This window comes from Lagierella massiliensis, from assembly GCF_001407835.1.
Taxonomy (GTDB): Bacteria; Bacillota; Clostridia; order Tissierellales; family Peptoniphilaceae; genus Mediannikoviicoccus; species Mediannikoviicoccus massiliensis.
In genome coordinates this window covers 222,174-245,462 of the sequence record NZ_CYUO01000004.1, presented here as the reverse complement: position 1 = coordinate 245,462, position 23,289 = coordinate 222,174, and the positions used below count along the sequence as shown (strand labels likewise).

The 23,289-nt window shown below is 34.1% G+C and carries 18 protein-coding genes, 1 tRNA gene and 1 riboswitch; of the genes, 6 read left to right on the top strand and 13 right to left on the bottom strand.

What is annotated here, in order from left to right; genetic code table 11:
* Positions 1-8 precede the first annotated feature (8 nt).
* Together cls and BN2746_RS01130 are read right to left on the bottom strand one after the other, a co-directional pair.
* The gene (cls, locus tag BN2746_RS01135) at positions 9-1,544 is read right to left on the bottom strand and encodes a cardiolipin synthase (protein WP_055078032.1); all 1,536 of its coding nucleotides are present in this window, start codon (positions 1,542-1,544) and stop codon (positions 9-11) included.
* Complete coding sequence (locus tag BN2746_RS01130) at positions 1,541-2,011, bottom strand: pyridoxamine 5'-phosphate oxidase family protein (protein ID WP_055078031.1); 471 nt, start codon at positions 2,009-2,011, stop codon at positions 1,541-1,543. The genes cls and BN2746_RS01130 overlap by 4 nt, the downstream gene beginning before the upstream one ends.
* Positions 2,012-2,162: 151 nt before the next feature.
* Here BN2746_RS01130 and BN2746_RS01125 point away from each other — a divergent pair, with 151 nt between their 5' ends.
* Complete coding sequence (locus BN2746_RS01125) at positions 2,163-2,456, top strand: hypothetical protein (RefSeq protein WP_055078030.1); 294 nt, start codon at positions 2,163-2,165, stop codon at positions 2,454-2,456.
* A gap of 149 nt (positions 2,457-2,605) precedes the next feature.
* Here the strand turns inward: BN2746_RS01125 and BN2746_RS01120 are convergent, their stop codons facing one another.
* The 3 genes from BN2746_RS01120 to BN2746_RS01110 all read right to left on the bottom strand — a co-directional run bounded on the left by BN2746_RS01120 (position 2,606) and on the right by BN2746_RS01110 (position 6,050).
* Entirely contained in the window at positions 2,606-3,118 is a 513-nt protein-coding gene (locus BN2746_RS01120) for a hypothetical protein (protein ID WP_055078029.1), read from the bottom strand.
* 125 nt (positions 3,119-3,243) lie between these two features.
* On the bottom strand, positions 3,244-4,815 hold the full coding sequence (locus BN2746_RS01115; RefSeq protein WP_055078028.1) for an FAD-dependent protein: 1,572 nt from the start codon (positions 4,813-4,815) through the stop codon (positions 3,244-3,246).
* Positions 4,812-6,050 (bottom strand): CapA family protein, encoded by a 1,239-nt coding sequence (locus BN2746_RS01110; RefSeq protein ID WP_055078027.1) that lies wholly within the window; start codon positions 6,048-6,050, stop codon positions 4,812-4,814. The genes BN2746_RS01115 and BN2746_RS01110 overlap by 4 nt, the downstream gene beginning before the upstream one ends.
* A gap of 65 nt (positions 6,051-6,115) precedes the next feature.
* Here BN2746_RS01110 and BN2746_RS01105 point away from each other — a divergent pair, with 65 nt between their 5' ends.
* Positions 6,116-9,577, top strand: coding sequence for a pyruvate carboxylase (locus tag BN2746_RS01105; protein ID WP_231718300.1), 3,462 nt, complete (start codon positions 6,116-6,118; stop codon positions 9,575-9,577).
* Positions 9,578-9,619: 42 nt separating this feature from the next.
* Here the strand turns inward: BN2746_RS01105 and brnQ are convergent, their stop codons facing one another.
* The gene (gene brnQ / locus BN2746_RS01100; protein ID WP_055078026.1) at positions 9,620-10,906 is read right to left on the bottom strand and encodes a branched-chain amino acid transport system II carrier protein; all 1,287 of its coding nucleotides are present in this window, start codon (positions 10,904-10,906) and stop codon (positions 9,620-9,622) included.
* A gap of 250 nt (positions 10,907-11,156) precedes the next feature.
* On the opposite strand from brnQ, the gene BN2746_RS01095 reads away from it, so the two are divergent.
* Both BN2746_RS01095 and BN2746_RS01090 read left to right on the top strand, forming a co-directional pair.
* The gene (locus tag BN2746_RS01095; RefSeq protein WP_055078025.1) at positions 11,157-12,386 is read left to right on the top strand and encodes a cell wall-binding repeat-containing protein; all 1,230 of its coding nucleotides are present in this window, start codon (positions 11,157-11,159) and stop codon (positions 12,384-12,386) included.
* 172 nt (positions 12,387-12,558) lie between these two features.
* Complete coding sequence (locus tag BN2746_RS01090) at positions 12,559-13,242, top strand: YdjY domain-containing protein (RefSeq protein WP_055078024.1); 684 nt, start codon at positions 12,559-12,561, stop codon at positions 13,240-13,242.
* Between the two features lie 406 nt (positions 13,243-13,648).
* Here the strand turns inward: BN2746_RS01090 and BN2746_RS01080 are convergent, their stop codons facing one another.
* The gene (locus tag BN2746_RS01080; protein ID WP_055078022.1) at positions 13,649-13,936 is read right to left on the bottom strand and encodes a hypothetical protein; all 288 of its coding nucleotides are present in this window, start codon (positions 13,934-13,936) and stop codon (positions 13,649-13,651) included.
* Between the two features lie 22 nt (positions 13,937-13,958).
* A complete protein-coding gene (locus BN2746_RS08970; protein ID WP_156331310.1) occupies positions 13,959-14,129 on the bottom strand; it encodes a hypothetical protein in 171 nt (56 codons plus the stop codon).
* Positions 14,130-14,264: 135 nt separating this feature from the next.
* A riboswitch (M-box (ykoK) riboswitch) is annotated at positions 14,265-14,421 on the top strand.
* A 63-nt stretch (positions 14,422-14,484) separates the two neighbouring features.
* Here BN2746_RS08970 and mgtE point away from each other — a divergent pair.
* Both mgtE and fumC read left to right on the top strand, forming a co-directional pair.
* Complete coding sequence (gene mgtE, locus BN2746_RS01075; RefSeq protein WP_055078021.1) at positions 14,485-15,840, top strand: magnesium transporter; 1,356 nt, start codon at positions 14,485-14,487, stop codon at positions 15,838-15,840.
* A 12-nt stretch (positions 15,841-15,852) separates the two neighbouring features.
* The gene (gene fumC / locus BN2746_RS01070; RefSeq protein WP_055078020.1) at positions 15,853-17,217 is read left to right on the top strand and encodes a class II fumarate hydratase; all 1,365 of its coding nucleotides are present in this window, start codon (positions 15,853-15,855) and stop codon (positions 17,215-17,217) included.
* 41 nt (positions 17,218-17,258) lie between these two features.
* On the opposite strand, the gene BN2746_RS01065 is transcribed toward fumC, so the two are convergent.
* The 5 genes from BN2746_RS01065 to selA all read right to left on the bottom strand — a co-directional run bounded on the left by BN2746_RS01065 (position 17,259) and on the right by selA (position 23,176).
* A complete protein-coding gene (locus tag BN2746_RS01065) occupies positions 17,259-18,032 on the bottom strand; it encodes a ZIP family metal transporter (protein WP_055078019.1) in 774 nt (257 codons plus the stop codon).
* 140 nt (positions 18,033-18,172) lie between these two features.
* The gene (locus BN2746_RS01060) at positions 18,173-19,606 is read right to left on the bottom strand and encodes an alanine/glycine:cation symporter family protein (RefSeq protein WP_055078018.1); all 1,434 of its coding nucleotides are present in this window, start codon (positions 19,604-19,606) and stop codon (positions 18,173-18,175) included.
* Positions 19,607-19,715: 109 nt separating this feature from the next.
* Positions 19,716-19,812: transfer RNA gene (locus BN2746_RS01055), tRNA-Sec, on the bottom strand.
* Between the two features lie 71 nt (positions 19,813-19,883).
* Complete coding sequence (gene selB / locus BN2746_RS01050) at positions 19,884-21,764, bottom strand: selenocysteine-specific translation elongation factor (protein ID WP_055078017.1); 1,881 nt, start codon at positions 21,762-21,764, stop codon at positions 19,884-19,886.
* Between the two features lie 2 nt (positions 21,765-21,766).
* Positions 21,767-23,176 carry an L-seryl-tRNA(Sec) selenium transferase gene (gene selA, locus BN2746_RS01045; RefSeq protein ID WP_055078016.1) on the bottom strand — a complete coding sequence of 470 codons (1,410 nt, stop codon included), beginning with the start codon at positions 23,174-23,176 and terminating at the stop codon, positions 21,767-21,769.
* Positions 23,177-23,289 lie beyond the last annotated feature (113 nt).

The following is a 23,289-nucleotide window of genomic DNA, read 5'->3' as shown; positions in this document are numbered from 1 at the left end:
GGTTTCTCCTATAGTATCGGGGCAAATAATTTCAATATTGACCCTGCCAATTTAACAACTAAAAGTCTTTCATTCATCTCTTGAAGTGTCTTTCTTTGAGACACTTCCATAGTGTTTATAAAGTCATCTCTAATGTCTTTGATGATTGGTGATTCAAAAAACCAAATTCCATTCTCAAAGTGTAGATAGAGGGAACGGAAGTCCACGTTTATTGTACTTACAACCGCCACATTATCGTCTGAAACAATATTTTTTGCGTGTATGAACCCTGGTTTGTATTCATATATTTTAACTCCAGCTGCTAAAAGTGGCTCATAGTAGGATCTTGTCACCATGAAAACCATCTTCTTGTCTGCAATATATGGAGTGATTATTCTTACATCTATTCCGCCTTTTGCAGCATTTGTCAATGCAGTCAACATCTCTGATGAAAGTATCAGATATGGTGTTGTTATATAAACATATTTTTTTGCTTTGTAGATAATATTTAAGTAGGTGTTTTCTCCAACTGGCTCCTTATCCCTTGGTGCATCTGCAAAGGGTTGAACAAATCCTTCGTCCTCCACAAATCCTTCCTCTTTAAAAAATTCACTTGGAAGATAATTGTTAAAGGATAAAAACTCATTACTTAGTGAGTTCCACATGGATAAGAAAAATACCGTTAAAGACCACACAGCTTGTCCTTCAATTCGAACACCTGAATCCTTCCAATGCCCAAACCTTACAATTTTATTTATATATTCATCTGCAAGGTTAAGTCCTCCAGTGTATCCAACTTTTCCATCTATAATCGCAATCTTCCTGTGATTTCTGTTGTTGTGTTTTGGAAGCACTATATATTTTATAGGGTTAAACACCTGATATTTAATTCCACAGGCTTTAAGTTTATCTCCAAAGTCTCTGCCCATTTTGTTCATGCATCCAAAGTCATCATATATAAGCCTAACATCAACACCTTCTTCTATCTTTTGTTTTAAAAGAGATACCAAGGTGTCCCACACATAACCTTCGTCTATTATAAAGTACTCTAAAAATATAAATGACTTTGCGTTTTTTATGTCATCAATCAAATCTTCAAAATATAATTCTCCAAGTGGATAATACTTAGACTTTGTGTTTCTATAAACTGGACAACTTGCATAACGTTCCAAGTACCTGCTTTGCAAATAGGCATCTGGGTTATGTATCTCTTCAAGAGTGTTCTCTTCATAGCTCATAAGAAAATGAAATGATGATGTTGTTGTAGACATCTTGTTTTTTACACTCTCTGCAAATTTATTTTTAGCAAAGAAAAGATATAAAAAGGATCCAAATAATGGAAGGGTTAGTATCGGTATTATCCATGTTATCTTGTAGTCTGGATTTGTATCTTTATTAACCAATACTACCAATAGTATCAGTGAAAGAGTAAATGATACTACATAAAACCATATAAAGTTTTCCCTTAGGACTATAAACATCTCAACAATTAAAAATAATTGTATCAAAAAAATTATGACCATTGGAAACGCTCTTCCAGTAACTATTTTAGCTATTTTTTTCATCTTTTTTCTTTACCTCTAACTTCTAAAACTTCAATTTTAAATACTGAAGTTCTGTCAATTGCCCTTCTATTGTATTCAAAACCGTCACCTAAGTGAAAGCTGTCACAAAGGATTTGAAGAGTCTTTTCCTTTTCATCATACTCATCTATTTCATGAATTATTCCATAACCTATAACACTTGAGTAGTTCATGGTGCAGTAACCTCTTTCCATGTCAGTTACAAGTTCAAGATCTGTGTCTGATTCAAAGGAAACAAATGCATCTTCTTTTATGTATTTATATTTTGTTCCAGTTTTTGCACCGTGAAAATAAAGTACAAGTTTTTCGTCTTTGTACTCTACTCCCGTGTTCACAGGAAGGATATATGGAGATTTCTCTCCATTAAAAGCAAGTATCGTTCTATCAGCCCTTTTAAGAATATCTACTATTTCATTCATATCTTTTACTTCTCTGTCTTGTCTTCTCATTCCATTCCTCCAACAATCACTTTACTTAACTATATCACAGGGTTGCTTATATTAACAGAACTAATACTTAAATTTTAAAATTTTTTACAAAAAGTTCTTGCATTTTTTTTAATTCATTATATAATCACTAAGTATAGTAAAGGAGAGAAAAATGAAAAAAATATTTAGTATTAGAATATTACTTAAATGCAAAGTAAATTCAAAAATAATTTTTGAAGAAGCTCTGTTATTAGTTAAATTAAATAATATTGATGATATGAAGGAAATAATAAATTCATATATAGCCAATTTAGATGAAGAAAATGAAGATAAAATCTTCGAATTGGTTTCTCTACTTGACTATTATGAAGTAACTGATGAAATAGACTTTACTTCCCCATATCTTCAAATTTACTCAAGATTTATAGGTCAGGAGGAACTTGAACTATATCCTGAGTTCAGTTAAAAAAATCAAGCACTCAGTTTTAAAATTTAAGTTTGTTATACTTACAAAGTTTAATTCTATACAGAATATTAATTCAATCAAGGGGCTGAGTGCTCGATTTTTAAAGCAAATTAAAACGGTGTGACAGATATTTCGTCACACCGCATTTTTTATTCTTTTGATCCTGTTTCTGTTGGCTTTTTACCACCCTTGTCAGGATTTGTCTTTCCGCCTTCAGTTGAGTCTTCAGATGCTCTTGCCTTGTCACCTGTAACCTTTGGTGGATTTTTAACAGGATTTACAAATGGTGACATAGTCACTTCACCAGTAAGTACATTTGTATCCTTTTCTTCAATCTTACCAATATGTCTAATTGCAACTTCGTCTTTTTCTTTAAAAAGATCCACTGTTGCAGCTGAACCGTCTTTATTTATAGGTTGGAAGTCCTTATTTGTTGTGTACTCATAGGTCTTACCTCTAAATTCTTTTGGACTTTCTTCAAGTGCTTTAAAAACAAATTTTGTTTCATCGCCAACTTTTTCTTTTGATTCAACTTCAGCAAAGAAAACAGATGTCATCTTTTCTCTTTCAGCTGCTTCTTTTTTTCTCTTTGCATTGTCAAAAGCTCCAAATATTGAAAGTCCTATGATTACTGCAAATAGAATCGTTAAAATTTTCTTCATGTTTTCCTCCATTTTATAATAATAGCTCTATTGTAAACTCAAAGTTTTAAAAATCTCAACTATAAAAGTTACTCCCTTTGAGTCTTAGACATAATTAATTTTAAAGCATTCGCCTTTAATCAGGCTTAAAAGCTCTCTTGTAAGTAGACCGCTGCAGCTTTTATGCCGTCAACCGCTGAGCTCATTATCCCTCCAGCATATCCTGCTCCCTCACCAATTGGATATAATCCCTTTGTACTTATTGACTGAAAACTTTCTTTGTCCCTTACAATTCTAACAGGGGATGAGGTTCTCGTTTCTACTCCAGTTAAGATAGCATCTTCAAGAGAAAAGCCTTCAAGCTTTTTATCAAGATTAATTATCGCCTCTTTTATGGCTTCATTAATCTCATCTGAGTAAATTTCATTTAAATTCTTAAAAACTGTTCCTGGTTTATATGTTGGAAAAACTCTTTTAAATCCTGTTGAAACCCTGTTGTTGATATAGTCTGCAACAAGTTGAACTGGAGCGTAATAATTTTCTCCCATATTAAATGCCTTCTCTTCAATTCTCTCTTGAAACTCCATTCCTGAAAGAACTCCTTCTCCATAGTCCTCTTCATTTATATTTGTGATTATGGCAGAGTTTGCATTTTCTAAATTTCTACTGTGATAACTCATTCCATTTACACAAAGTCTATGTTCTTCGGAGCAGGCAGAGATAACTCTTCCCCCTGGACACATACAAAATGTATAAACTCCTCTACCCTTTTTGGTTCTATAGGTCAGTTGATACTCCGCCTGTGGTAAAATTTTATTTTCGTATTCATCTCCATATTGAGCTTTATTTATAAGTGTCTGGGGATGTTCAATTCTAAATCCAACTGCAAAGGGTTTTGACTCCATTGCAATCCCCTTTTGATGTAACATTCTAAAGGTTTCTCTTGATGAATGACCAAGGGCTAAAAATACACTGTCAGTTTCAAGTTCTCCCTTATCTGTAATGATACCTTTAACTCTTCCATCTTCAATTATAATATCTGTCATCTTGGTGTTAAACCGAATCTCTCCACCAAGAGAAATAATTTCACCTCTAATAGACTTTATAACTTCTTTTAAAATATCAGTTCCTATGTGAGGCTTTTGTAAAATTTTAATCTCTTCTGGAGCTCCGTGTTCAACAAATACATCAAGAACCTCTCTTATGAGAGGATCCTTTGACCTACAAGTTAGTTTGCCGTCAGAAAAAGTTCCAGCTCCTCCTTCGCCAAACTGAACGTTAGACTCTTCGTTCAAGGCTTCACCTTTCCAAAAACTTTCAACTGACTTCGTCCTTTTTTCAATGTCTTCTCCTCTTTCAATAACAATCGGATTAAAACCATATCTTGCCAGGATTAGGCTTAAAAATATTCCACAGGGGCCAAAGCCAACAACCACAGGTCTCTGCCCTTTTTTTCTATTCACATCTACTTTGAACTTATCTTCTACATACTCCCTTACCTCCCCTAAGTTAAACTTCGAAAGTTTCTTTTTAGATAGTGGAATGTCTACAATTACAGAGTATACAAACTGTATTTTATTTTTTCTTGCATCGATGGAACGTCTATAGATTTTATATTCAAATCCGTCGTACTTTATTTTTAATTTGTTCTTTATTTTCTCCCTAAGATTTTCTATGGGTTCATCTAACCCAAGTTTTAAGTTGTTTACAAATATCATATTTCTCCTTTAAGTCCAGTGTCATATCCCATTGACTCTAAAATATCCACAGATCTCTTCCCAATTTCAAAAATTCTATTTTTCACATCTTGTGATACTGAAGTTTCAAGTTTACCTCCAGGCAAGTAGTCTTTTATAGATGTGACTTTACCCTGCACCACACCTGTAGACTTATCTATCTTAACCCATGTTGGATGTAGTTCTATTCCTTCAAGAGTTGTAATTTCTTCATCCAAGTCCTTCTTGATTTTTAAATTTGCAATAAGCCCTGCTTCTACTTCTCTAAGTTCATTATATTCCTGCCTTTGCCCTGAAATTGAATTACCCATGGAATAAAAAATATATTTTTTTACTCCGTCTACATCAACCTCTTCTATGGGCTGCAACACATGGGGATGACTTCCTATTACAATGTCTGCACCCCATGACAATAGATTGTGTCCGTTGTTCTTTTGAAACTCTGTTGGAGTAAACATATACTCTTCACCCCAATGTGGGAACACGATTAAAAAGTCCACTTGTTCCTTTAACTCTTTAACATCCCTTTCCATGACATCACTATTCATAGGATTAATCATAGATCTTTGTTCCTGGGAAAGAATCGGATCCATTCCATTGAACATTTGGCTATATGCAAGAATTCCTATTTTAATATCATTCTTTTCAACAATTAAAAAAGGTCTTTCTCCTAATTTAAATGTGCCAGTGTGCTTTATACCATTTGTATCTAAGGCATCAATCGTATCTATGATTCCTTCAACTCTTGAATCCAAGCAGTGATTGTTTGAGGTAGTAAGTATGTCAAATCCAGATTCCTTTAGTTGCGTTATTGAATTTGAAGGAGTATTAAAAAGAGGATAGCCTTCCATCTTCCTTTTTGGAGTAGATGTTGTTTCGTAGTTTCCAGCCATCAAATCAAAACTCTCTATCAAATCTTCCACACCCCTATAGAAAAAAGAAAAGTCATAGTTTCCTTCACCATCAACATTTCTAAAAAATGTCCAAGGATGGTACATTATGTCTCCTGTTACTCCCAAAGACACTTCCGTTGTTCCCTTTTCCGCCTTTGTCTCTTCTATTTTTATTTTGTTTTTTTCATTTTTTTCTGTAGAAGCTTTTTTTACTTCAATCTCACTTAATGTTTTTTCATTATCTTTAGGCACACAAGAAGCAAAGCCAAGTATAATTATAAAAAACAAAAATAATCTAATTCCTTTTTTTATTTTTCTATTCATTTCTTCCTCCGAATAATATGCTCTACTCTATATTATCAAATTATTAATTGTTTTGTGATATAATCATGAAAAAAGAACTAAAAAAGGAAGAGATGTCAGTGAAAATAAAAAAGATTTTAGTTGCTAATAGAGGCGAAATTGCTGTAAGAATTTTCAGAGCTTGTAGTGAGCTTGGAATAAAATCTGTTGCAATCTATTCAGAGCAAGATAGAACTGCCCTCTTTAGAACAAAGGCAGATGAATCCTATGAAATAGGAGTTGGCAAAAACCCTGTAGAAGCATATCTCGATATGAACGAAATCATAAACCTTGCAAAGAGAAAGGGCGTTGATGCAATCCATCCTGGATATGGATTTTTATCAGAGAACAAAGAATTTGCCAAAAGATGCGAAGACAATGGAATCATATTTATCGGACCAAGCTATGAGGTGCTTGACACCCTTGGAGATAAAATAAAATCTAAAATTGCTGCAAAGAAGGCAAATGTCCCAACCATTCCTGGTGTTGATAAGCCTATCAGAACAAAACAAGATGCTTTGGAATTTGCAAGAGAAGCTGGATACCCTGTAATGATAAAGGCTGCTGCTGGAGGCGGTGGACGTGGTATGAGAATCGTAAACAGCGAAGAGGAACTTATCCCTGCCTTTAAGTCCGCACAATCCGAAGCAAAAAAAGCCTTTGGCGTTGACGATATGTTTATTGAAAAATATTTAAGTAAACCAAAACATATTGAAGTCCAAATACTTGGAGACAAACAGGGAAATATAGTCCATCTTTACGAAAGGGACTGTTCTATCCAAAGGCGTCACCAAAAACTTATTGAATATACCCCTGCTTTCTCCCTTGATGAAGATTTAAGAAAAAAAATATGTGATGATGCCGTTAAAATTGCAAAATCTGTTAACTATTACAATGCCGGTACTGTGGAATTTCTTGTGGACGAAAATAAAAACCACTACTTTATAGAAGTAAACCCAAGGGTTCAAGTTGAACACACTGTTACAGAACTTGTTACTGGAGTGGACATTGTACAAGCACAAATTTTAATTGCCCAAGATCATAGCTTAAGCCATGAACTTATCGGTATAAATTCACAGGAAGATGTTTCTCTAAGGGGCTATGCAGTTCAATGTCGTGTCACAACAGAAGATCCAACAAATAATTTTGCACCTGACACTGGAGTCATTGATGTGTATCGTTCAGGATCTGGCTTTGGAGTTCGTCTTGACGTTGGCAATGCCTACGTTGGTTCAGTAATAACTCCATATTATGACAGTCTGTTAGTTAAAGTCACAACAACTTCAAGAACTTTTAAAGACACTGTTAACAAGGCCAAGAGAGCCTTGGGAGAACTAAAGGTAAGCGGAGTTAAAACTAATATTGCCTTCTTGCTAAATGTTTTAAACTCAGATAGCTTTGTTTCAGGAAAGACCAACACAGGCTTTATAGAACTAAATCCTCAGCTATTTGATGTGGCTCCAAGAAATGACAAGGAGTTAAAAGTTTTAAATTACATTGGTGACATTGTAGTCAACAATAAAAATAGAATTAATAAAAACTTCGATACCGTTAAGGATTATTCATATTTAGAAGGTGAAGACCTTACTCCTGGAACAAAACAAATTTTTGATAAGGAAGGTGCAACTGGACTTGTAAACTGGGTGAAAAAGCAAAACAACACCCTACTTACAGACACCACATTTAGAGACGCCCATCAGTCACTACTTGCAACAAGAGTTAGAACTGTGGACATGGAAAAAATTGCACCAGCAGTTGCAAAGTATATGAAAGAACTATTCTCCCTTGAAATGTGGGGTGGTGCAACCTTTGACGTCTCCTATAGATTTTTAAAAGAAGATCCTTGGGAAAGACTTAGAATCCTTAGGGAAAAAATTCCAAACATACTATTCCAAATGCTTGTTCGTGGAAACAACACCGTTGGATATAAAAATTATCCTGACAATGTAGTAAAGAAATTTATTTCCAAATCAGCTAAAGAAGGAATAGATGTGTTTAGAGTGTTTGACTCTTTAAACTGGATTCCCGGCATGAGATATGCCATGGATTGTGTACTTGAAGAAGGAAAAATTCTTGAAGCTACAATGTGCTATACTGGCGATATCCTCGATGAAAGAAGAGACAAGTATAGCCTTTCCTATTATGTTGACATGGCTAAGGAACTTGAAAAGTGTGGCGCTCATATAATTGGAATTAAGGATATGTCTGGACTTTTAAAACCATACGCTGGAGAAAAACTTATAAGGGCTTTGAAAAATGAAGTGTCTATACCAATTCATCTCCACACCCATGACACTACAGGTAATGGAGTTGCAACAGTTCTTAGTGCAACAGAGGCAGGAGTTGACATTGTTGACACTGCATTTAACTCAATGAGTGGCCTTACAAGTCAACCAGCACTAAACTCAGTTGTTGCTGCACTTGAAAACACCGAAAGAAAAACAAATATAAATTTAGATTATGCAGAAGAAATATCCAAATATTGGGAAGTGGTTAGACCAATCTATCAAAACTTTGAATCGGATTTAAAATCAGGATCAACAGAGATATATAAATATGAAATCCCTGGAGGTCAATACTCAAACTTGAAACCTCAAGTGGAATCCTTTGGTCTTGGTCATCGATTTAAAGAAGTTAAAGATATGTATCGCGAAGTAAATAAAATGGTTGGAGATATCGTAAAGGTAACTCCTTCATCAAAGATGGTTGGAGACTTTGCAATCTTTATGGTACAAAACGACTTAACTCCAGAAAACATCTACGAAAAAGGAAAGACTTTAGACTTCCCAGACTCTGTAGTTTCATTCTTTAAGGGAATGATGGGTCAACCTTTAGGAGGCTTCCCCGAAAAATTACAAAAATTAGTTTTAAAGGGAGAGGAGCCTATCAAAGTAAGACCAGGAGAACTTCTTGAACCAGAGGACTTCGAAAAAAATAAAAAATACCTTAAAGACAAATTTGGTTTTGAACCTTCAGAAGAGGATTTAATTGCATATGCCCTCTACCCTAAGGTATTCGAAGAATATATTGAAAGCAAAAAGACTTATGGTGAGCTTTCCAAAATGGAATCAAAAGTTTTCTTCCATGGAATAAACTTAGGACAAACCAGAGAAGTTAAACTGGCAGAAGGAAAGAATTTAATTATAAAACTTGTTGACATTTCCGATGCAGATGAAGATGGCAATGTGTCACTTGCCTTTGAAGTAAATGGAAACAGAAGAGTAATAAAAATATTTGATAAACATTCTGAAAAAGAATTTAAAAATAATTTTAAACAAAAGGCAAACCCTGAAGACAAAAAAGAAATTGGAGCAAGCATCCCTGGAACAATAGTAAAGATACTTGTTCAAGAAGGACAAGAGGTAAAAGAAGGACAATCCCTTATGGTTATTGAAGCCATGAAGATGGAAACAGATATACTTGCACCAATTAGCGGAAAAATAGAGACCATAACAATTGAAGAAAAGGAAATGGCCGAATCAGGACAGCTGTTAATTAGATTCGAATAATAAAAAATTTTAAAAGCACCTACATATCGTAGATGCTTTTTTCTATTTTCTATCTCTAACACGAGCGATAATTCCAAATACAATTGCAGTCACAACAGCAGGTAAAACCCATTCAAAACCAACTGAACTAAATGGTAATTTTTTTATTATTTCAAATGGTTTTTCCAAAATATGAAGACTCTTATGTAGACTTTCCATAAGGCTTATGATAAAAGTTGCAAGAACCGCACCTTTGTAGGTCATATCGTATTTTATATATTTATCAATCATTCCCAATAGAATTAACACTATAATAATCGGATAAACTGTAGATAGTATTGGAACCGCAGCTTTGATAAGCCCTTCTACCCCTGCTAAAGAAAAAAATCCAGAGGCAATAACAGTAAGTAGTACAATAGGTTTATATCCAAGCTTTTCATTTGTAATTTCAGAAAAAAAGTTTCCCGCAACTGCACTTAGTCCAACAGAGGTAGTCAAACACGCAAGAGACACAGCAATGCCTATTGCAATCTTACCAATAGGTCCAAGTACATTTTGAACAGTTCCAAGAAGTATATCAACTCTTGTGTTTTCTACTGTATATAATTTTGAAGCAGTTGCTCCTACATATATAAGTCCACCATAGATAAGTGCAAGAAGTACAAATGCAACAAGACCAACCCACTTAACCATCTTATATCTTTCAATCTCATTCTCATAACCCTTTCTTGAAAGATCCGCCACAACTATTCCAGTCATAAGCGCCGCACCAAGTGCATCCATGGTTTGATATCCTTCTGCAAATCCCTTTAAAAAAATTTCTCCTTCCTCTGGTGGATTCATAACTCCAATAGGACTAATAATACATTTGACGATTATTATGCCAAGAATAATTACAAGACCCGGAGTCAAATACTTACCGATTTTATCAATTACTCCAGATTCATTGAACACAAAAATTGCAGTCAAAGAAAAAAATATTAATGGCGTTATCCACTGTGGAGCACCAGGAAAAACCTTAGATACAAAAACTTCGTGAGTTGTAGCAGCAGTTCGTGGAATCGCAAAAAGTGGTCCAATAGTTAGTATGGTAACGGTTCCAAGAACCTTAGCAAAAGTGTTTCCAACTCTCTTTCCAAGATCTTCAGCTCCCCCACCAAGCTTTGCAGTTATTATTACCCCAAGTATTGGTAACACTGGGTCTGTCAACAAAAACCCCACCATGGCCTTTTTAAATTCGCTCCCTGAAAGCACACCAAGGTAAGGAGGGAAAATTAAATTTCCCGCACCGAAGAATATTGCAAACAACGCAAATCCTACGATTATCACATCTTTAAATTTCTTACTCAAAATATCCCCCTATAAATTTTTTTGGAATTTATCTTGTTACTCCGGCAAATGATTGCCTATGTTTAATTTTAATTCGTAAATTTTTTTCAGTCAAATTTATTTAATGTATTTATTGAGATTTAAAGTAAAATAAGAAATAAAAAACTTTTTTCAATGGAACATGAACCAATATTTACCTTGATTTATTAAATACCATCAACAAATATTAGATTTTATGGTATAATTTAGAAAATAAACATTGGAGGATATTATGAAAAAGAAAATTTTTAGTGTCTTATTAGGAACTTCATTAGTTCTAAGCAGTTTTAGTATTTCTGAAGCAAATGTTCAGCCTGAAGTGAAAAGGTTGTCCGGATCTAACAGATATTCTACTTCTGTTGCTGTATCCATGGCTAATTATGAAAATAGCAAGGAAGTTGTCGTAGCTTCTGGAGAGGGCTTTGCTGATGCTTTAGTAGGTGGTACTCTTGCGGCTCAACTTGATGCTCCACTACTTTTAACTTCTTCAAAGGCACTTCCAGAGGATGTTTCTAAAGAGATAGAAAGACTTGGTGCTGAAAAGATTTATCTTTTAGGTGGACTTGACACAGTAAGCTCTGAAGTCGAATCTAAATTATCTGAAATAGCTACTGTAAAGAGACTTTCTGGTAAAAATAGATTTGAAACTGCAAAGGCAATAGGTCGTGAACGTCTTGCTCTTGCTCAAGTTGAAGATCACTACATCGCAGCTGTTGACGGATTTGAATTTCCAGACGCTTTAGCTTCTGCACCTTTTATCGGTAGATTTGGTTCTGAAAATTCAAAATTAACTCTATTACTTCCCTTCTCCAGCGATTTAAAACCTAATTATATTGTTGGTGGTGGAAATTCTGTTAAATATGATGGGGAAGTTTTAAAGAGATTTAAGGGAAATGACAGAGTTGATACCTCTCTTGAAATCGCTAAAAACTATGAAGAATTTTTAGGAATAAAACCAAAAACTTTAATCGTTGTAAATGGCGATGACTATCCTGATGCTCTTTCTGCAGTATCTGCATCTAAAGCTATGGACGCTCCTATAGTTCTTAATAGAGGTAAGGCTGTTTCTAAAAATTTAGCAAGTTATATTGAAGCTAACGAAATTGAAAAAATAATCGTTATTGGTGGTGAAGGATCTATCCCTAATTCAGTTTATCAAGAACTTGTTACTGGTAAGCCTTTCGTTGAACCAACTGAACCTGCTAAGCCAACAGAACCTACAGAAAAGCCTAAGGACAATAACCCTTCAACACCTGGTGTTCCTATAGACTTAGATAAGTTATGGGTAGATGAAAATGGAAGAGGTTTGATAAAGGGAAATATAACTAAAAGAGGTAAGATATATCATGTTCCAGGACAAGCCTCATACGACCGCACTGGTATTAATCCTGCAAGGGGAGAAAGATGGTTTAAAACTGAAAGAGAAGCTCAAAAAGCTGGTTGGAGAAGAGCTGAAAAGTAAATAAAATAAAATCTATAAGGAAACCTATTTATTCGGTTTCCTTTTTTATTTTTCTTTCCTTTTCTATAATTTAATTTCATTCAAATTATTGAAATAATATTATAAAACTTTACAATTAAAGTACAAGTAGTATAATAAAAGTATAACAAGATAGTAATAGGAGGGATTTGAAATGAAAAAAATTAAAAATTTACTACTATTTTTTGTTGTCGGATGTCTTTTAATCACAGGCTGTGCAAAAGACAATACCAAAGGAACTGACTCTGCTGATGGTGGCAACACTAAAGCAGGAGTTTTAGAAGAAGTTTCTGAGGAAAGCCCATTAAAAGTTGATAAAGATGGTAAAAAGGTTACTATTTATGGTACTTTCAACGGAAAGTATTTAACTGAATCTACAAGACATTTAGTTATCTATAGTGATGGTAAACTTTCAGATATGCCAATATTTCAAACCTTGGTAAGCCCTACAGACTTCCACAAGGCACTTGAAGATATAGGTGCAAAACCTGGAGATAATATGACTGCTGACAACGCAGCAAAAACTCTATCTGAAGGTACTCCTTTAAATGTAAAAATCTATTGGGAAGGTAACGAAGATGGAACTGATCTAAATGACTTCTTAAAAGATTCTAACGGAAAGAAGATCGACATGAAGTTTTCTGGTAACTTAAAAAATTCTCAAGATTTTAATACTGGTTGTGTATCATGTCTTGATTCTTGCTTTGTAGGTATTACAAGTAATGGAACTTATCCTCTTGGAGCTATTGAAGAAACCAAGGAAGTTGAATTTGAAGTAAATCAAGACAATCATCCAGAAGACAAACAAAAAGTTGCAATAGTTTATTCCATCGACTAATGAATAGACTAACAAATTTTCTTAAATTTATTATTTACTCAATAAGTTTATCTGCAATAATTTCAAGCCTTTTAAGTTTAAATCTTTGGCTTGATATGAGGGTTCATTCAAAGTACGTAGTGTATGTTTCCTTTATCTTTATTGCTATTACTTTTTTGATAAAAAAATTTAGAAAATTTAAAGAAACTAATTTTTTAATCGCTATGGATATTTTATTTCTTTTTGTAATTATCTTTGGTAAATTTAATAGGATTTCTTATGAACTACGGGATACTTTTAAAATTCCAATGGAGATTAAGTATTTCAAAATATTAATTCTGATGATTTTAGCAGTTGGAAATATTATGATATTTTATAGTGATAAAGACAAATTGAGGGAGTAGGATAACACCTACTCCCCTTAATTTTATTTATTTCCAGGTTTTTCAATTGAACTTGGAATTTGGTTTTGATTTGTCACACCCATATTTAGAGAATCTTTTATATCTACGTCCCTCTTGTCGACATAAACTCCTTTTGTCTTTTTATTATCTTTTTCTTGTTCCTTTTCTTTTACATCTTTTTCTTCTTTAAACTCTTCTTTTTTGTCTGACAACTTTCCTTCCAATGTACTTGGAATTTGATTTTGGTTAGTCACTCCTAAATTCATTGATTCAAAATTCTTTTTATTTTCATCTGGTTTGAACTTACCCATAAAATCCTCCTCATTTTACCTATTATCTATTTAAATTTTGAGTAATGTCCTGGGTATCTTTTAAAATTTCCATTCTCGCTTTAACTTTTTCAAGTTCTTCTTTGCTTTTTCTAATATTTTCTTCATCTTCCTTTGTTGGAAGTGTTTTTTCTTCAGCTTCATTTTTTATCGTTTCATCTTTTTTATTATCCATAACATCCTCCCTCTTTGTATTCATAATTATACCCATTTTATGAATTTAGTCTCATTTGTTATAAATTCCATTAGTAAAATAGAATTTACCTTTATTATTATTGACAATTAAACTTGTATAAGTTACCATAAAAAATAGATGGTCCGATAGGTAAGGCTAACTTAGGGATATGGATTACTGCCGCAAAGTGATGGAGACATCATCCGCCGGTTAACAAGCTGTATCGTGCTCAAGGTGCAGTTTAACGTAATTTCACCGCCCTATGAAGCTAAAGCTCACACGGTTTCTAATTACCCACAATGATCATTTGTCATTTGTGGGATTTTTCATTTATATACAAAAAGGAGGTAGAACTATGGAAAAAAATTTAGAGATTCTTGAAGAAAGAATTAAGGAGTCTTTGGAAAATAAAAATCTGAAAGATGTAAAAGTTCTACTAAATTCTCTCAACATCTACGATATTGCAGAGTTTTTTAATGAACTTTCTCAAACAGATCTGACAATTTGTTTTAATCTTTTATCTAAAGATACTGCAGCATTAGTATTTGCCGAAATGGATATAGAACAACAGAAACTTCTTATTGAAGGTTTTTCCGATGAAGATTTAAAAGAGATAATCAATGGTTTAAGAACCGATGATAAAGTAGATATTATTGAGGAACTACCTTCGAACCTTGTAAAAAAAGTATTGAAGTTTACAAGTCCTGACCACAGAAAAATAATTAACACGATGCTTAATTACCCTAAGGATTCCGCAGGGTCAATTATGACAATAGAATATGCGGCTACAAAGGCTGGTCATACTGTATCAGAAGTTATTGAATTGTTAAAAAAGAATGGAGCCAACAAGGAAACTATAGATATAATTTACATCATCGATGACACAAGACATCTAATTGGTGAAGTATCCCTTGCAGACTTGGTCCTTTCCGATTCAAACTCACCCATTTCTTCAGTGATGAACCATGATGTTATTTCTGTTAACACCATTGAAGACAGAGAAGATGTTGCAAGGCTATTTACAAAGTACGACTTTACCAACATGCCCGTTGTTGACAACGAAAACAGACTTGTGGGTATCATAACTGTTGACGACGTTTTGGATATTATTGAAGAAGAAATGACAGAAGATATGGACATCATGTCTGCGATAACTCCAACCGTTAAACCATATAAACAACTTTCTGTTATCGAAATTTGGAAAAATAGAATCCCATGGCTACTTATTCTTCTTATCTCTTCAACTTTCACTTCCTTAATCCTTATGAATTACGAAAACACTTTGGAGAGATATGTTGTACTTGCCGCATTTTTACCTATGATTACAGACACTGGAGGTAACGCAGGAAGTCAGTCTGCTTCAACTATAATACGTTCTCTTTCACTAAAAGAAATTGATCTAAAAGATTTGCTCTATGTAGTTTGGAAAGAGGCAAGAGTTGCTGTACTTGCAGGGCTTACACTGGCATTTTTCAACTTTTTAAAACTTATGTACTTTGATAAGGTCGGATTTCAAGTGTCACTTGTAGTTTCCCTTACTGTTACAGTAACAGTTTTATTAGCCAAAGTCACTGGGTCTATCTTGCCAGTTATTGCCGAAAGCCTTGGCGCTGACCCTGCCGTAATGGCAAGTCCACTAATAACAACTATAGTTGACGCACTTGCGATTCTCGTATACTTAAAGATAGCTATGATGCTTTTACCATTTTAAAAGGAGATTAAATTGAAAACAAGAATTGAACATGACAGCATTGGCGAATTGGAAGTTCCAGTAGAACACTACTGGGGAGCACAAACACAAAGATCTTTTCAAAATTTTAAGATAGGAACAGAAAAAATGCCCCAAGAGATTATAAAGTCTCTCGCAATTATAAAACGTTCCTGTGCAAAGGTAAATTGTGAACTTGGGATACTATCTGAAAAAAAGAGAGATTTAATCGTAAAGGTCTGTGACGAAATACTTGAAAGCGGTCTTAAAGAAGAGTTTCCACTGGCACTATGGCAAACTGGAAGTGGTACTCAGAGTAATATGAATGTGAACGAAGTAATTGCACATCGTGGAAATGAAATTAATGGAAATGATATACTTCATCCAAATGACGACGTAAACAAGTCTCAGTCTTCAAACGACACTTTCCCTACAGCAATGCATATCGCAGCTTATAGAGAGGTTCATACAAAACTTTTACCACAGATTAAAGAAACTCTCGATGTACTCTATGGTCTTTCCATAGACTATGCAAATATAATAAAGGTTGGAAGAACACATCTTCAAGATGCAACTCCCCTTTCACTTGGTCAAGAGATATCTGCATGGTCAAATATGCTTGAAAAAAATTACAGTTATATAGAAGAGTCTTCAAAACATCTTTTAAGCCTTGCAATCGGTGGGACAGCAGTTGGAACTGGACTTAACGCCCCGGAAGGTTATGACGAAAAGGTATGTAAAGAGATAAGTTCTTTCACAGGTTTTGAGTTTAAACCTGCTGAAAATAAATTTCACTCTCTTTCCTCTAAAGATGAAATAGTGAACTGCCATGCATCCCTTAACACTCTTGCAACAAATCTTTTAAAAATTGCAAATGATGTAAGATTTTTAGCATCTGGACCAAGGTGTGGAATAGGAGAGTTACTAATACCTGCTAACGAACCTGGATCTTCAATAATGCCTGGTAAAGTAAATCCAACACAAGCGGAGGCAATTACCATGGTCGTGGCTCAAGTTATGGGTAATAACACAACAGTTTCATTTGCTGGATCCCAAGGAAATTTCCAACTAAATGTGTATATGCCAGTAATTATTTATAATTTCCTACAATCCGTAAGACTCTTAACCGATGGACTTAAATCATTTACAAATAATTGTTTAAAGGGAATTAAACCAAACGAAAAAAAGATAAAAGAATATTTAGATAATTCACTAATGCTTGTAACTGCATTAAATCCATATATTGGATATGAAAATGGGGCGAAGATTGCAAAACACGCCCATAAAAATAATATTTCTTTAAAGGAAGCTGCTCTTGAACTGAAAATTCTTACTGAAGAAGAGTTTGATAAGTATATGAAACCAGAAGAAATGGTTTAAAATAAAAAATAAGCCGCGAGTTTATCTCATGGCTTATTTTTTTATCCAAGTAGAACATCCATTATCATCATCACAATAAATCCAATTATTATTCCATAGGTTGCCTGTCTCTCATAACCACCACTATGGGTTTCTGGAATAATTTCATCACTTATAACAAATAACATGGCTCCACCTGCAAGTGCTAAAATAAATGGAAGCACTTGTGAAAATACATGCACCAATCCATATCCCATCAAAGCTCCTATCGGTTCTACCATTCCTGTCAACAACGCAATTAAAAATGCATTTTTGGTACTGTAGTTTTCCCTTAAAAGCGATAGTGCTACTGCAAGACCTTCAGGCATATTTTGAAGTCCAATTCCAAGAGCTATTGTTATACCATTTGTTATATCATTAGTCCCAAAACCAACTCCAGTAGCAAGACCTTCTGGAAAATTGTGAATTGTTATAGCAATTATAAAGAGCCATATCTTTTTTAAACTATCTGAAGAATTGCCTTCTTTTCTCTTATCAAGCAGATGTTCATGTGGAGCATATTTATCTATTAAATCAAGCATTACCGCTCCTGCAAAGATACCTAAGCTTGTCACAAGTACTGCTTTTACTCCACCACCACCGTATTCAATACTTGGAATAATAAGTGAAAAACAACTTGCCGCAAGCATGACTCCCGCTGCAAATCCAAGAAGCACATCAAGTGCAGATCTTTTTATTTCCTTTGTGAAAAATATCGGTATAGCTCCAAGTCCTGTCATAATTCCAGGAATAAATAAGCCAAGACCGATAATCCATTTTGGATCAATATTACTCATCCTTACCTCCTATCTACATTGATATAATACCATATTATAATAGTTCTGTATTGAGTTCTAAACTTATTTTTTATTTAATGTTTAAAGCAAAAAAATAGCGAGGGCGAACCCTCACTATTTTTTATGAAAGGAGATTATAGTTATTTCTTTTCCCATTCATAAACATATGAGATTTTTCCAAGTTGTTTTAACCTGTCATAATCATTTTCAAGTTCTTTTACATGTTTATGAAGGAATAATAAGCCTACTAAGTTAGGGAATACCATTAGACCGTTGAAGAAGTCAGATAGTAACCATACAAATTCAATTTCAAACATTGAACCTAAAACTATACATATTATAACTATAATTCTGTATGGCATAAGTCCCTTTTTACCAAATAGATATTTTATATTAGTTTCACCGAAGTAATACCATCCAATAACTGTAGTAAACGCAAATGCTGTCAAGCATATTGCAAGTACAGCTTTACCAAATTTACCAAATGCTATATGGAATGCTTCTTGTGTCATAAGTGGACCAGCAAGTCCTGATTCAAAAGCTCCTGTTAATATAATTACAAGTGCTGTTGCTGTACATACGACACCTGTGTCTATAAATACACCAAGCATAGCTGTTAAACCTTGTTCAACTGGGTGATTTACTTTTGCTGTAGCGTGAGCATGAGGTGTAGAACCCATACCAGCTTCATTAGAGAACAATCCTCTTGCTACCCCAAATCTTACTGCAAGTTTAACTGTAATACCTACTCCTGCACCAAGTACCGCTTGTGGATCGAAAGCGCCCTTAAATATAAGTCCAAAAGCATGTCCTATATTAGCTCTAAATTTAACTAATACTACTATTGCAAGAACTACATATACTAACGCCATTACAGGAACTACCATTTCTGCAAAGTTTGCAATTCTCTTAATACCACCAATAAATACAAGTGCAGCAACTGCTGCTATTACAATACCTATAGCTAATGTGCTAACTCCAAATGCTTCATGTATTGCAGATGCCATTGAGTTTGATTGAACCATATTACCGATAAATCCTAATGCTAATATAATGGCAACTGAGAAAAATCCTGCAAGTCCTTTTCCTAATGCTTTGTTCTTTAAGCCTTCGCTGATATAGTAAGCAGGTCCACCTACTGTATCACCATTTTCATCAAGTGTTCTGTACTTTTGAGCAAGTACTGCTTCCGCAAATATTGTAGACATTCCGAATAATGCGGCTACCCACATCCAGAATATAGCTCCTGGACCACCTGACAATATCGCTGTAGCAACCCCTGCTACGTTACCTGTACCAATTTGAGCTGCAATAGCTACTGCTAATGCTTGGAATGATGAAATTTCTCCAGCCGCTTTTCTTCTTGCGTTCTCTTCTTTATCGAAAAGACCACCAAAAGTTTGTTTAAATGCAGCTCCAAATCTTCTGAATTGAGGGAATCCTAAATAAATTGTAAAAAACAATCCAACAACTGGTAATAAGAATATAAGTACCTTATTCCAAACAATGCTATTTCCCGCATTAACTATTTTGGTCGCTGTATCTACAGCCGCAGCAAATAATAAAACGTTCATACTATCCTCCTTTTTTTGCTTAAACGTTTTCCTGGTGTGAGTACCATAAAGGGGCACTCACACCCTTCTTCCCCTTCCATTTCCACGCTATTTTTTTTAATATGTAGCGTGGCGGGAATGCGTGGGAATCGAACCCACCCAAGAAGCTCCTAACCCCTCATACTGGTTTTGAAGACCAGAGAGCACACCAGCACTCATTCACTCCCATGTTATAATTATTTTACCACACTTTTAGAATAAAAGAAAATATAATTTTTATATTAATATCGTTTGTCTTTTATAACAATATTCTATAGTCTTCTACTCTCTTTGTTAATTTAATACTGTCGAAATACTCAAGTATTAAAAGCACATTTTTTCTACTTGACTTTAATATATCTCTCGCTTCGGAAACTGTTATCCTCTCATTTTCTTTTAAATGATTTATAATTCCCTCTTTAGCCTTTTCAAAATCCTCTTTTAATAAGACATTGTTCTCTGATCCAAAGACTAAAATCTCTTCACCTATCATAAAATCTAAAACATGTCTTCTGTCTTTGTTGTTACGTGATAAAGATTTTATATTTTCTATCTTCTCAAGTCCATTTGATCTAATTTCATTTATTAGTTCTTGTTTTATTTTTTCTTGCTTTGGATTCAATACTATCTTGTGACTCTCAAGTGCAAAGTAGTCCCCTGACTCTGTAATAACATTTCTATCTTTCATAACTTTTAGTATATATTCGAGTTCTCTAAGATTAAGCTTATACATACTTTGGGTTAGTAACTCATTTTTTGTCATCCCAAGTGAAAGAGGATTTTTTTCATGGAACTTTTCAAGAATATCTTTAATATTTCCAATAATGTTCAAAAGAACTTCTTCACTTACATATCGGTCTACAATCTTCTTCACTTTATTATCTTCTATAAGTTTATTAACTTCTTCCAGAACAATTTCCTTGTTCTCTCCAGTATAGGATACAATTTCCTTTAGAGATAACAGTTCGTCTTCAGAGTTTGCAAATTGAACAATTATATCCTTAAGTTCTCCCTGCTCTTTTATTTGAAGTTGTTTAACCAATTCTTCATCGGTATTGTGTTTTTTTGCAAGTGGTTCAATAATAACCCCTCCACCAATTGTCTCAACAGGTGAATAGGAACGAAGTACAAATCTATCTCTGTTTCTACAAACAAGTGGTTCTTCAAGTCGAAGTTGTACAAAGCCCTCTTCCCCCTGCGATATCTCTTCGCTATCAAGGGGAACTGCCCTACAAAATATTTCTCTTGTGCCTATGCCAAGTCTAAGTCTCATCCAGTGATGGATTGCAAAATCAGCAGTCTTTGAAACTATAACCTTACAGTCAATGATATTTGTAGTTATCATTGAACCTTCCTTTGCTATAACATCTCCTCTTTCGACGTCTCCAGATTTTATTCCTGAAAGGTTTATGGCTGTTCTCTGTCCTGCATATGCAGTTTCTTCGTCTTCTCCATGAACTTGAATAGACCTTACCTTACAGGTTCTTTCTCCAGGGTATATTACTAAATCTTCACCTTTTGAAATCTTACCTTCCATCAATGTTCCTGTAACGACAATTCCTATTCCCTTTACTGGAAAAGCCCTGTCAATATTCATTCTAAAAGGGGTGTCTGTCTTCTTTTCTTCAACTTTCTCGCTCTCTTTAGCTATAACATCTCTAAGTTCGTCTATTCCCCTACCTGAAATGGAATCAACTTTTATAATAGGTGCATCTTGTAAAAATGTATCTTTTGAAAATTCCTTTAGTTCTTCTTCAATAAGATCAAGATATTCATCTTCAACCATGTCGCATTTTGTCACTACAATAATTCCCCTATGCACATTCATATAGGAAAGAATGTCTAAGTGTTCCCGGCTTTGAGGCATAACACCTTCATCTGCTGCAATTATGAATAGTACCAAATCTATTCCAGTTGCTCCTGCCATCATGTTCTTTATAAACTTCTCATGCCCAGGAACATCAACTATCCCTACCCTGTTTCCATTAGGCAAGTCAAGGAAGGTGAATCCAAGATTGATGGATATACCTCTCTTCTTCTCTTCCTTTAAAGTATCTGTTTCTCTACCTGTAAGGGCTTTTACTAAAGTCGTCTTACCATGGTCAATATGACCAGCTGTACCAATTATAATATTCTTCATCACTATCTCCTTGGAAAACAGTTCTCTATTGCATCGGCTATTGTATCAAAATCTTTTTCATTTAAAGTTCTTAGATCAAGCATATATTTATCGTCTTTTATTCTACCAATAATGTGAGCTTTTGAAAGTCTTAAACCCTCTTCAATTCTATCGGCAGTTAAACTTTCTCCATTAAGCACAACAACTTTGGAATCAAATTCCTCCCCTGGCATTGATCCTCCACCTACTGTAGATTTTCCATCTTCTATATATACATTAATAACTGTGTTTCTTTCATCTATTTTGTCTTTAAGAATCTTTGCTTTTTCAAATAGCTCTTCTGGCGTAGATGTTATCATTCTTAGAGTAGGAATATTTTTCTTTGCCTTTTCCTCATCGAAATACATTCTAATAGTGCACTCAAGTGCTGCAAGTGTAAACTTATCTACTCTTAATGCCCTAAGAATTTGATTTTTTTTCATCTTGTCAATATGTTCTTTCTTTCCAACTATAATTCCAGCTTGTGGTCCTCCAAGAAGTTTATCTCCACTAAAGGTTATTAAATCTATTCCAGATTTAATTGATTCCGATATAGTAGGTTCATGAGGAAGTCCATACTCTTCCATATTATAGTAGACACCACTACCTAAATCTTCCATTACAGGGATATCATATTTATTTCCAAGTTCCTTCAACTCTCTATTTGAAACCGAATCTGTAAATCCTATCATCTTGTAATTCGATGTATGAACCTTCATCAAAACTGCAGTTTCTTCAGTTATCGCATCTTCATAGTCAGAAATTCTGGTTTTGTTTGTAGCTCCAACTTCTATAAGATTTGCCCCGCTCATCGCCATTACAGAAGGTATTCTAAAAGCCCCTCCAACTTCAACAAGTTCTCCCCTTGATACAATCGCCTCTTTGTCCTTTGCAAAAGTATTTAAAACTAAGAACACTGCCGCTGCATTATTGTTTACTATAAGAGCATCTTCAACTCCAAATAATAATTTAATCATCTTAGTTACATGGGAATACCTTGAGCCTCTTTTCCCTTCAGCTATATCATATTCCAAATTAGAATAGCTCGAAATTATATTCCAAATTTCTTCCTTAATAGAGTCATCAAGTAATGATCTTCCTAAATTTGTATGAAGAATAGTTCCCGTTCCATTTATCACTTTTAATAAGGAAGGAGAAAATTCACTGTAAAGTCTTTCTTCTACCATCACAATAATATTATCAAATTTAATTTGTGACTCTAACTTTCGAATTTCATCATCATTTGATTTTATTATCTTACCCCTTATCTCATCTAACACATCTCTTATTGCTTCAGTCTTCAAAGATCTTGAGTAATCAAGTTCTTCTATTGAAGAGTATTTTAATATTTCTTCAACTTGAGGTATCATTTTGAACAAATCTTTTTTTTGCATTTTTCTCTCCTGTCTATAAAATAATTTTAACTATTATATGTATTAAGTGTAATGTAAATCAGCAAAACATAAAAGGTCTAACGACATTTATTAATTATTCAGCTTAATTTTGA

What these genes read in the sequence shown, in the direction of transcription:
- cls (WP_055078032.1), bottom strand. Translation starts at nt 1,544, where the DNA reads ATGAAAAAAATAGCTAAAATAGTTACTGGAAGAGCGTTTCCAATGGTC.
- BN2746_RS01130 (WP_055078031.1), bottom strand. Translation starts at nt 2,011, where the DNA reads ATGAGAAGACAAGACAGAGAAGTAAAAGATATGAATGAAATAGTAGAT.
- BN2746_RS01125 (WP_055078030.1), top strand. Translation starts at nt 2,163, where the DNA reads ATGAAAAAAATATTTAGTATTAGAATATTACTTAAATGCAAAGTAAAT.
- BN2746_RS01120 (WP_055078029.1), bottom strand. Translation starts at nt 3,118, where the DNA reads ATGAAGAAAATTTTAACGATTCTATTTGCAGTAATCATAGGACTTTCA.
- BN2746_RS01115 (WP_055078028.1), bottom strand. Translation starts at nt 4,815, where the DNA reads ATGATATTTGTAAACAACTTAAAACTTGGGTTAGATGAACCCATAGAA.
- BN2746_RS01110 (WP_055078027.1), bottom strand. Translation starts at nt 6,050, where the DNA reads ATGAATAGAAAAATAAAAAAAGGAATTAGATTATTTTTGTTTTTTATA.
- BN2746_RS01105 (WP_231718300.1), top strand. Translation starts at nt 6,116, where the DNA reads ATGAAAAAAGAACTAAAAAAGGAAGAGATGTCAGTGAAAATAAAAAAG.
- BN2746_RS01095 (WP_055078025.1), top strand. Translation starts at nt 11,157, where the DNA reads ATGAAAAAGAAAATTTTTAGTGTCTTATTAGGAACTTCATTAGTTCTA.
- BN2746_RS01090 (WP_055078024.1), top strand. Translation starts at nt 12,559, where the DNA reads ATGAAAAAAATTAAAAATTTACTACTATTTTTTGTTGTCGGATGTCTT.
- BN2746_RS01080 (WP_055078022.1), bottom strand. Translation starts at nt 13,936, where the DNA reads ATGGGTAAGTTCAAACCAGATGAAAATAAAAAGAATTTTGAATCAATG.
- BN2746_RS08970 (WP_156331310.1), bottom strand. Translation starts at nt 14,129, where the DNA reads ATGGATAATAAAAAAGATGAAACGATAAAAAATGAAGCTGAAGAAAAA.
- mgtE (WP_055078021.1), top strand. Translation starts at nt 14,485, where the DNA reads ATGGAAAAAAATTTAGAGATTCTTGAAGAAAGAATTAAGGAGTCTTTG.
- BN2746_RS01065 (WP_055078019.1), bottom strand. Translation starts at nt 18,032, where the DNA reads ATGAGTAATATTGATCCAAAATGGATTATCGGTCTTGGCTTATTTATT.
- BN2746_RS01060 (WP_055078018.1), bottom strand. Translation starts at nt 19,606, where the DNA reads ATGAACGTTTTATTATTTGCTGCGGCTGTAGATACAGCGACCAAAATA.
- selB (WP_055078017.1), bottom strand. Translation starts at nt 21,764, where the DNA reads ATGAAGAATATTATAATTGGTACAGCTGGTCATATTGACCATGGTAAG.
- selA (WP_055078016.1), bottom strand. Translation starts at nt 23,176, where the DNA reads ATGCAAAAAAAAGATTTGTTCAAAATGATACCTCAAGTTGAAGAAATA.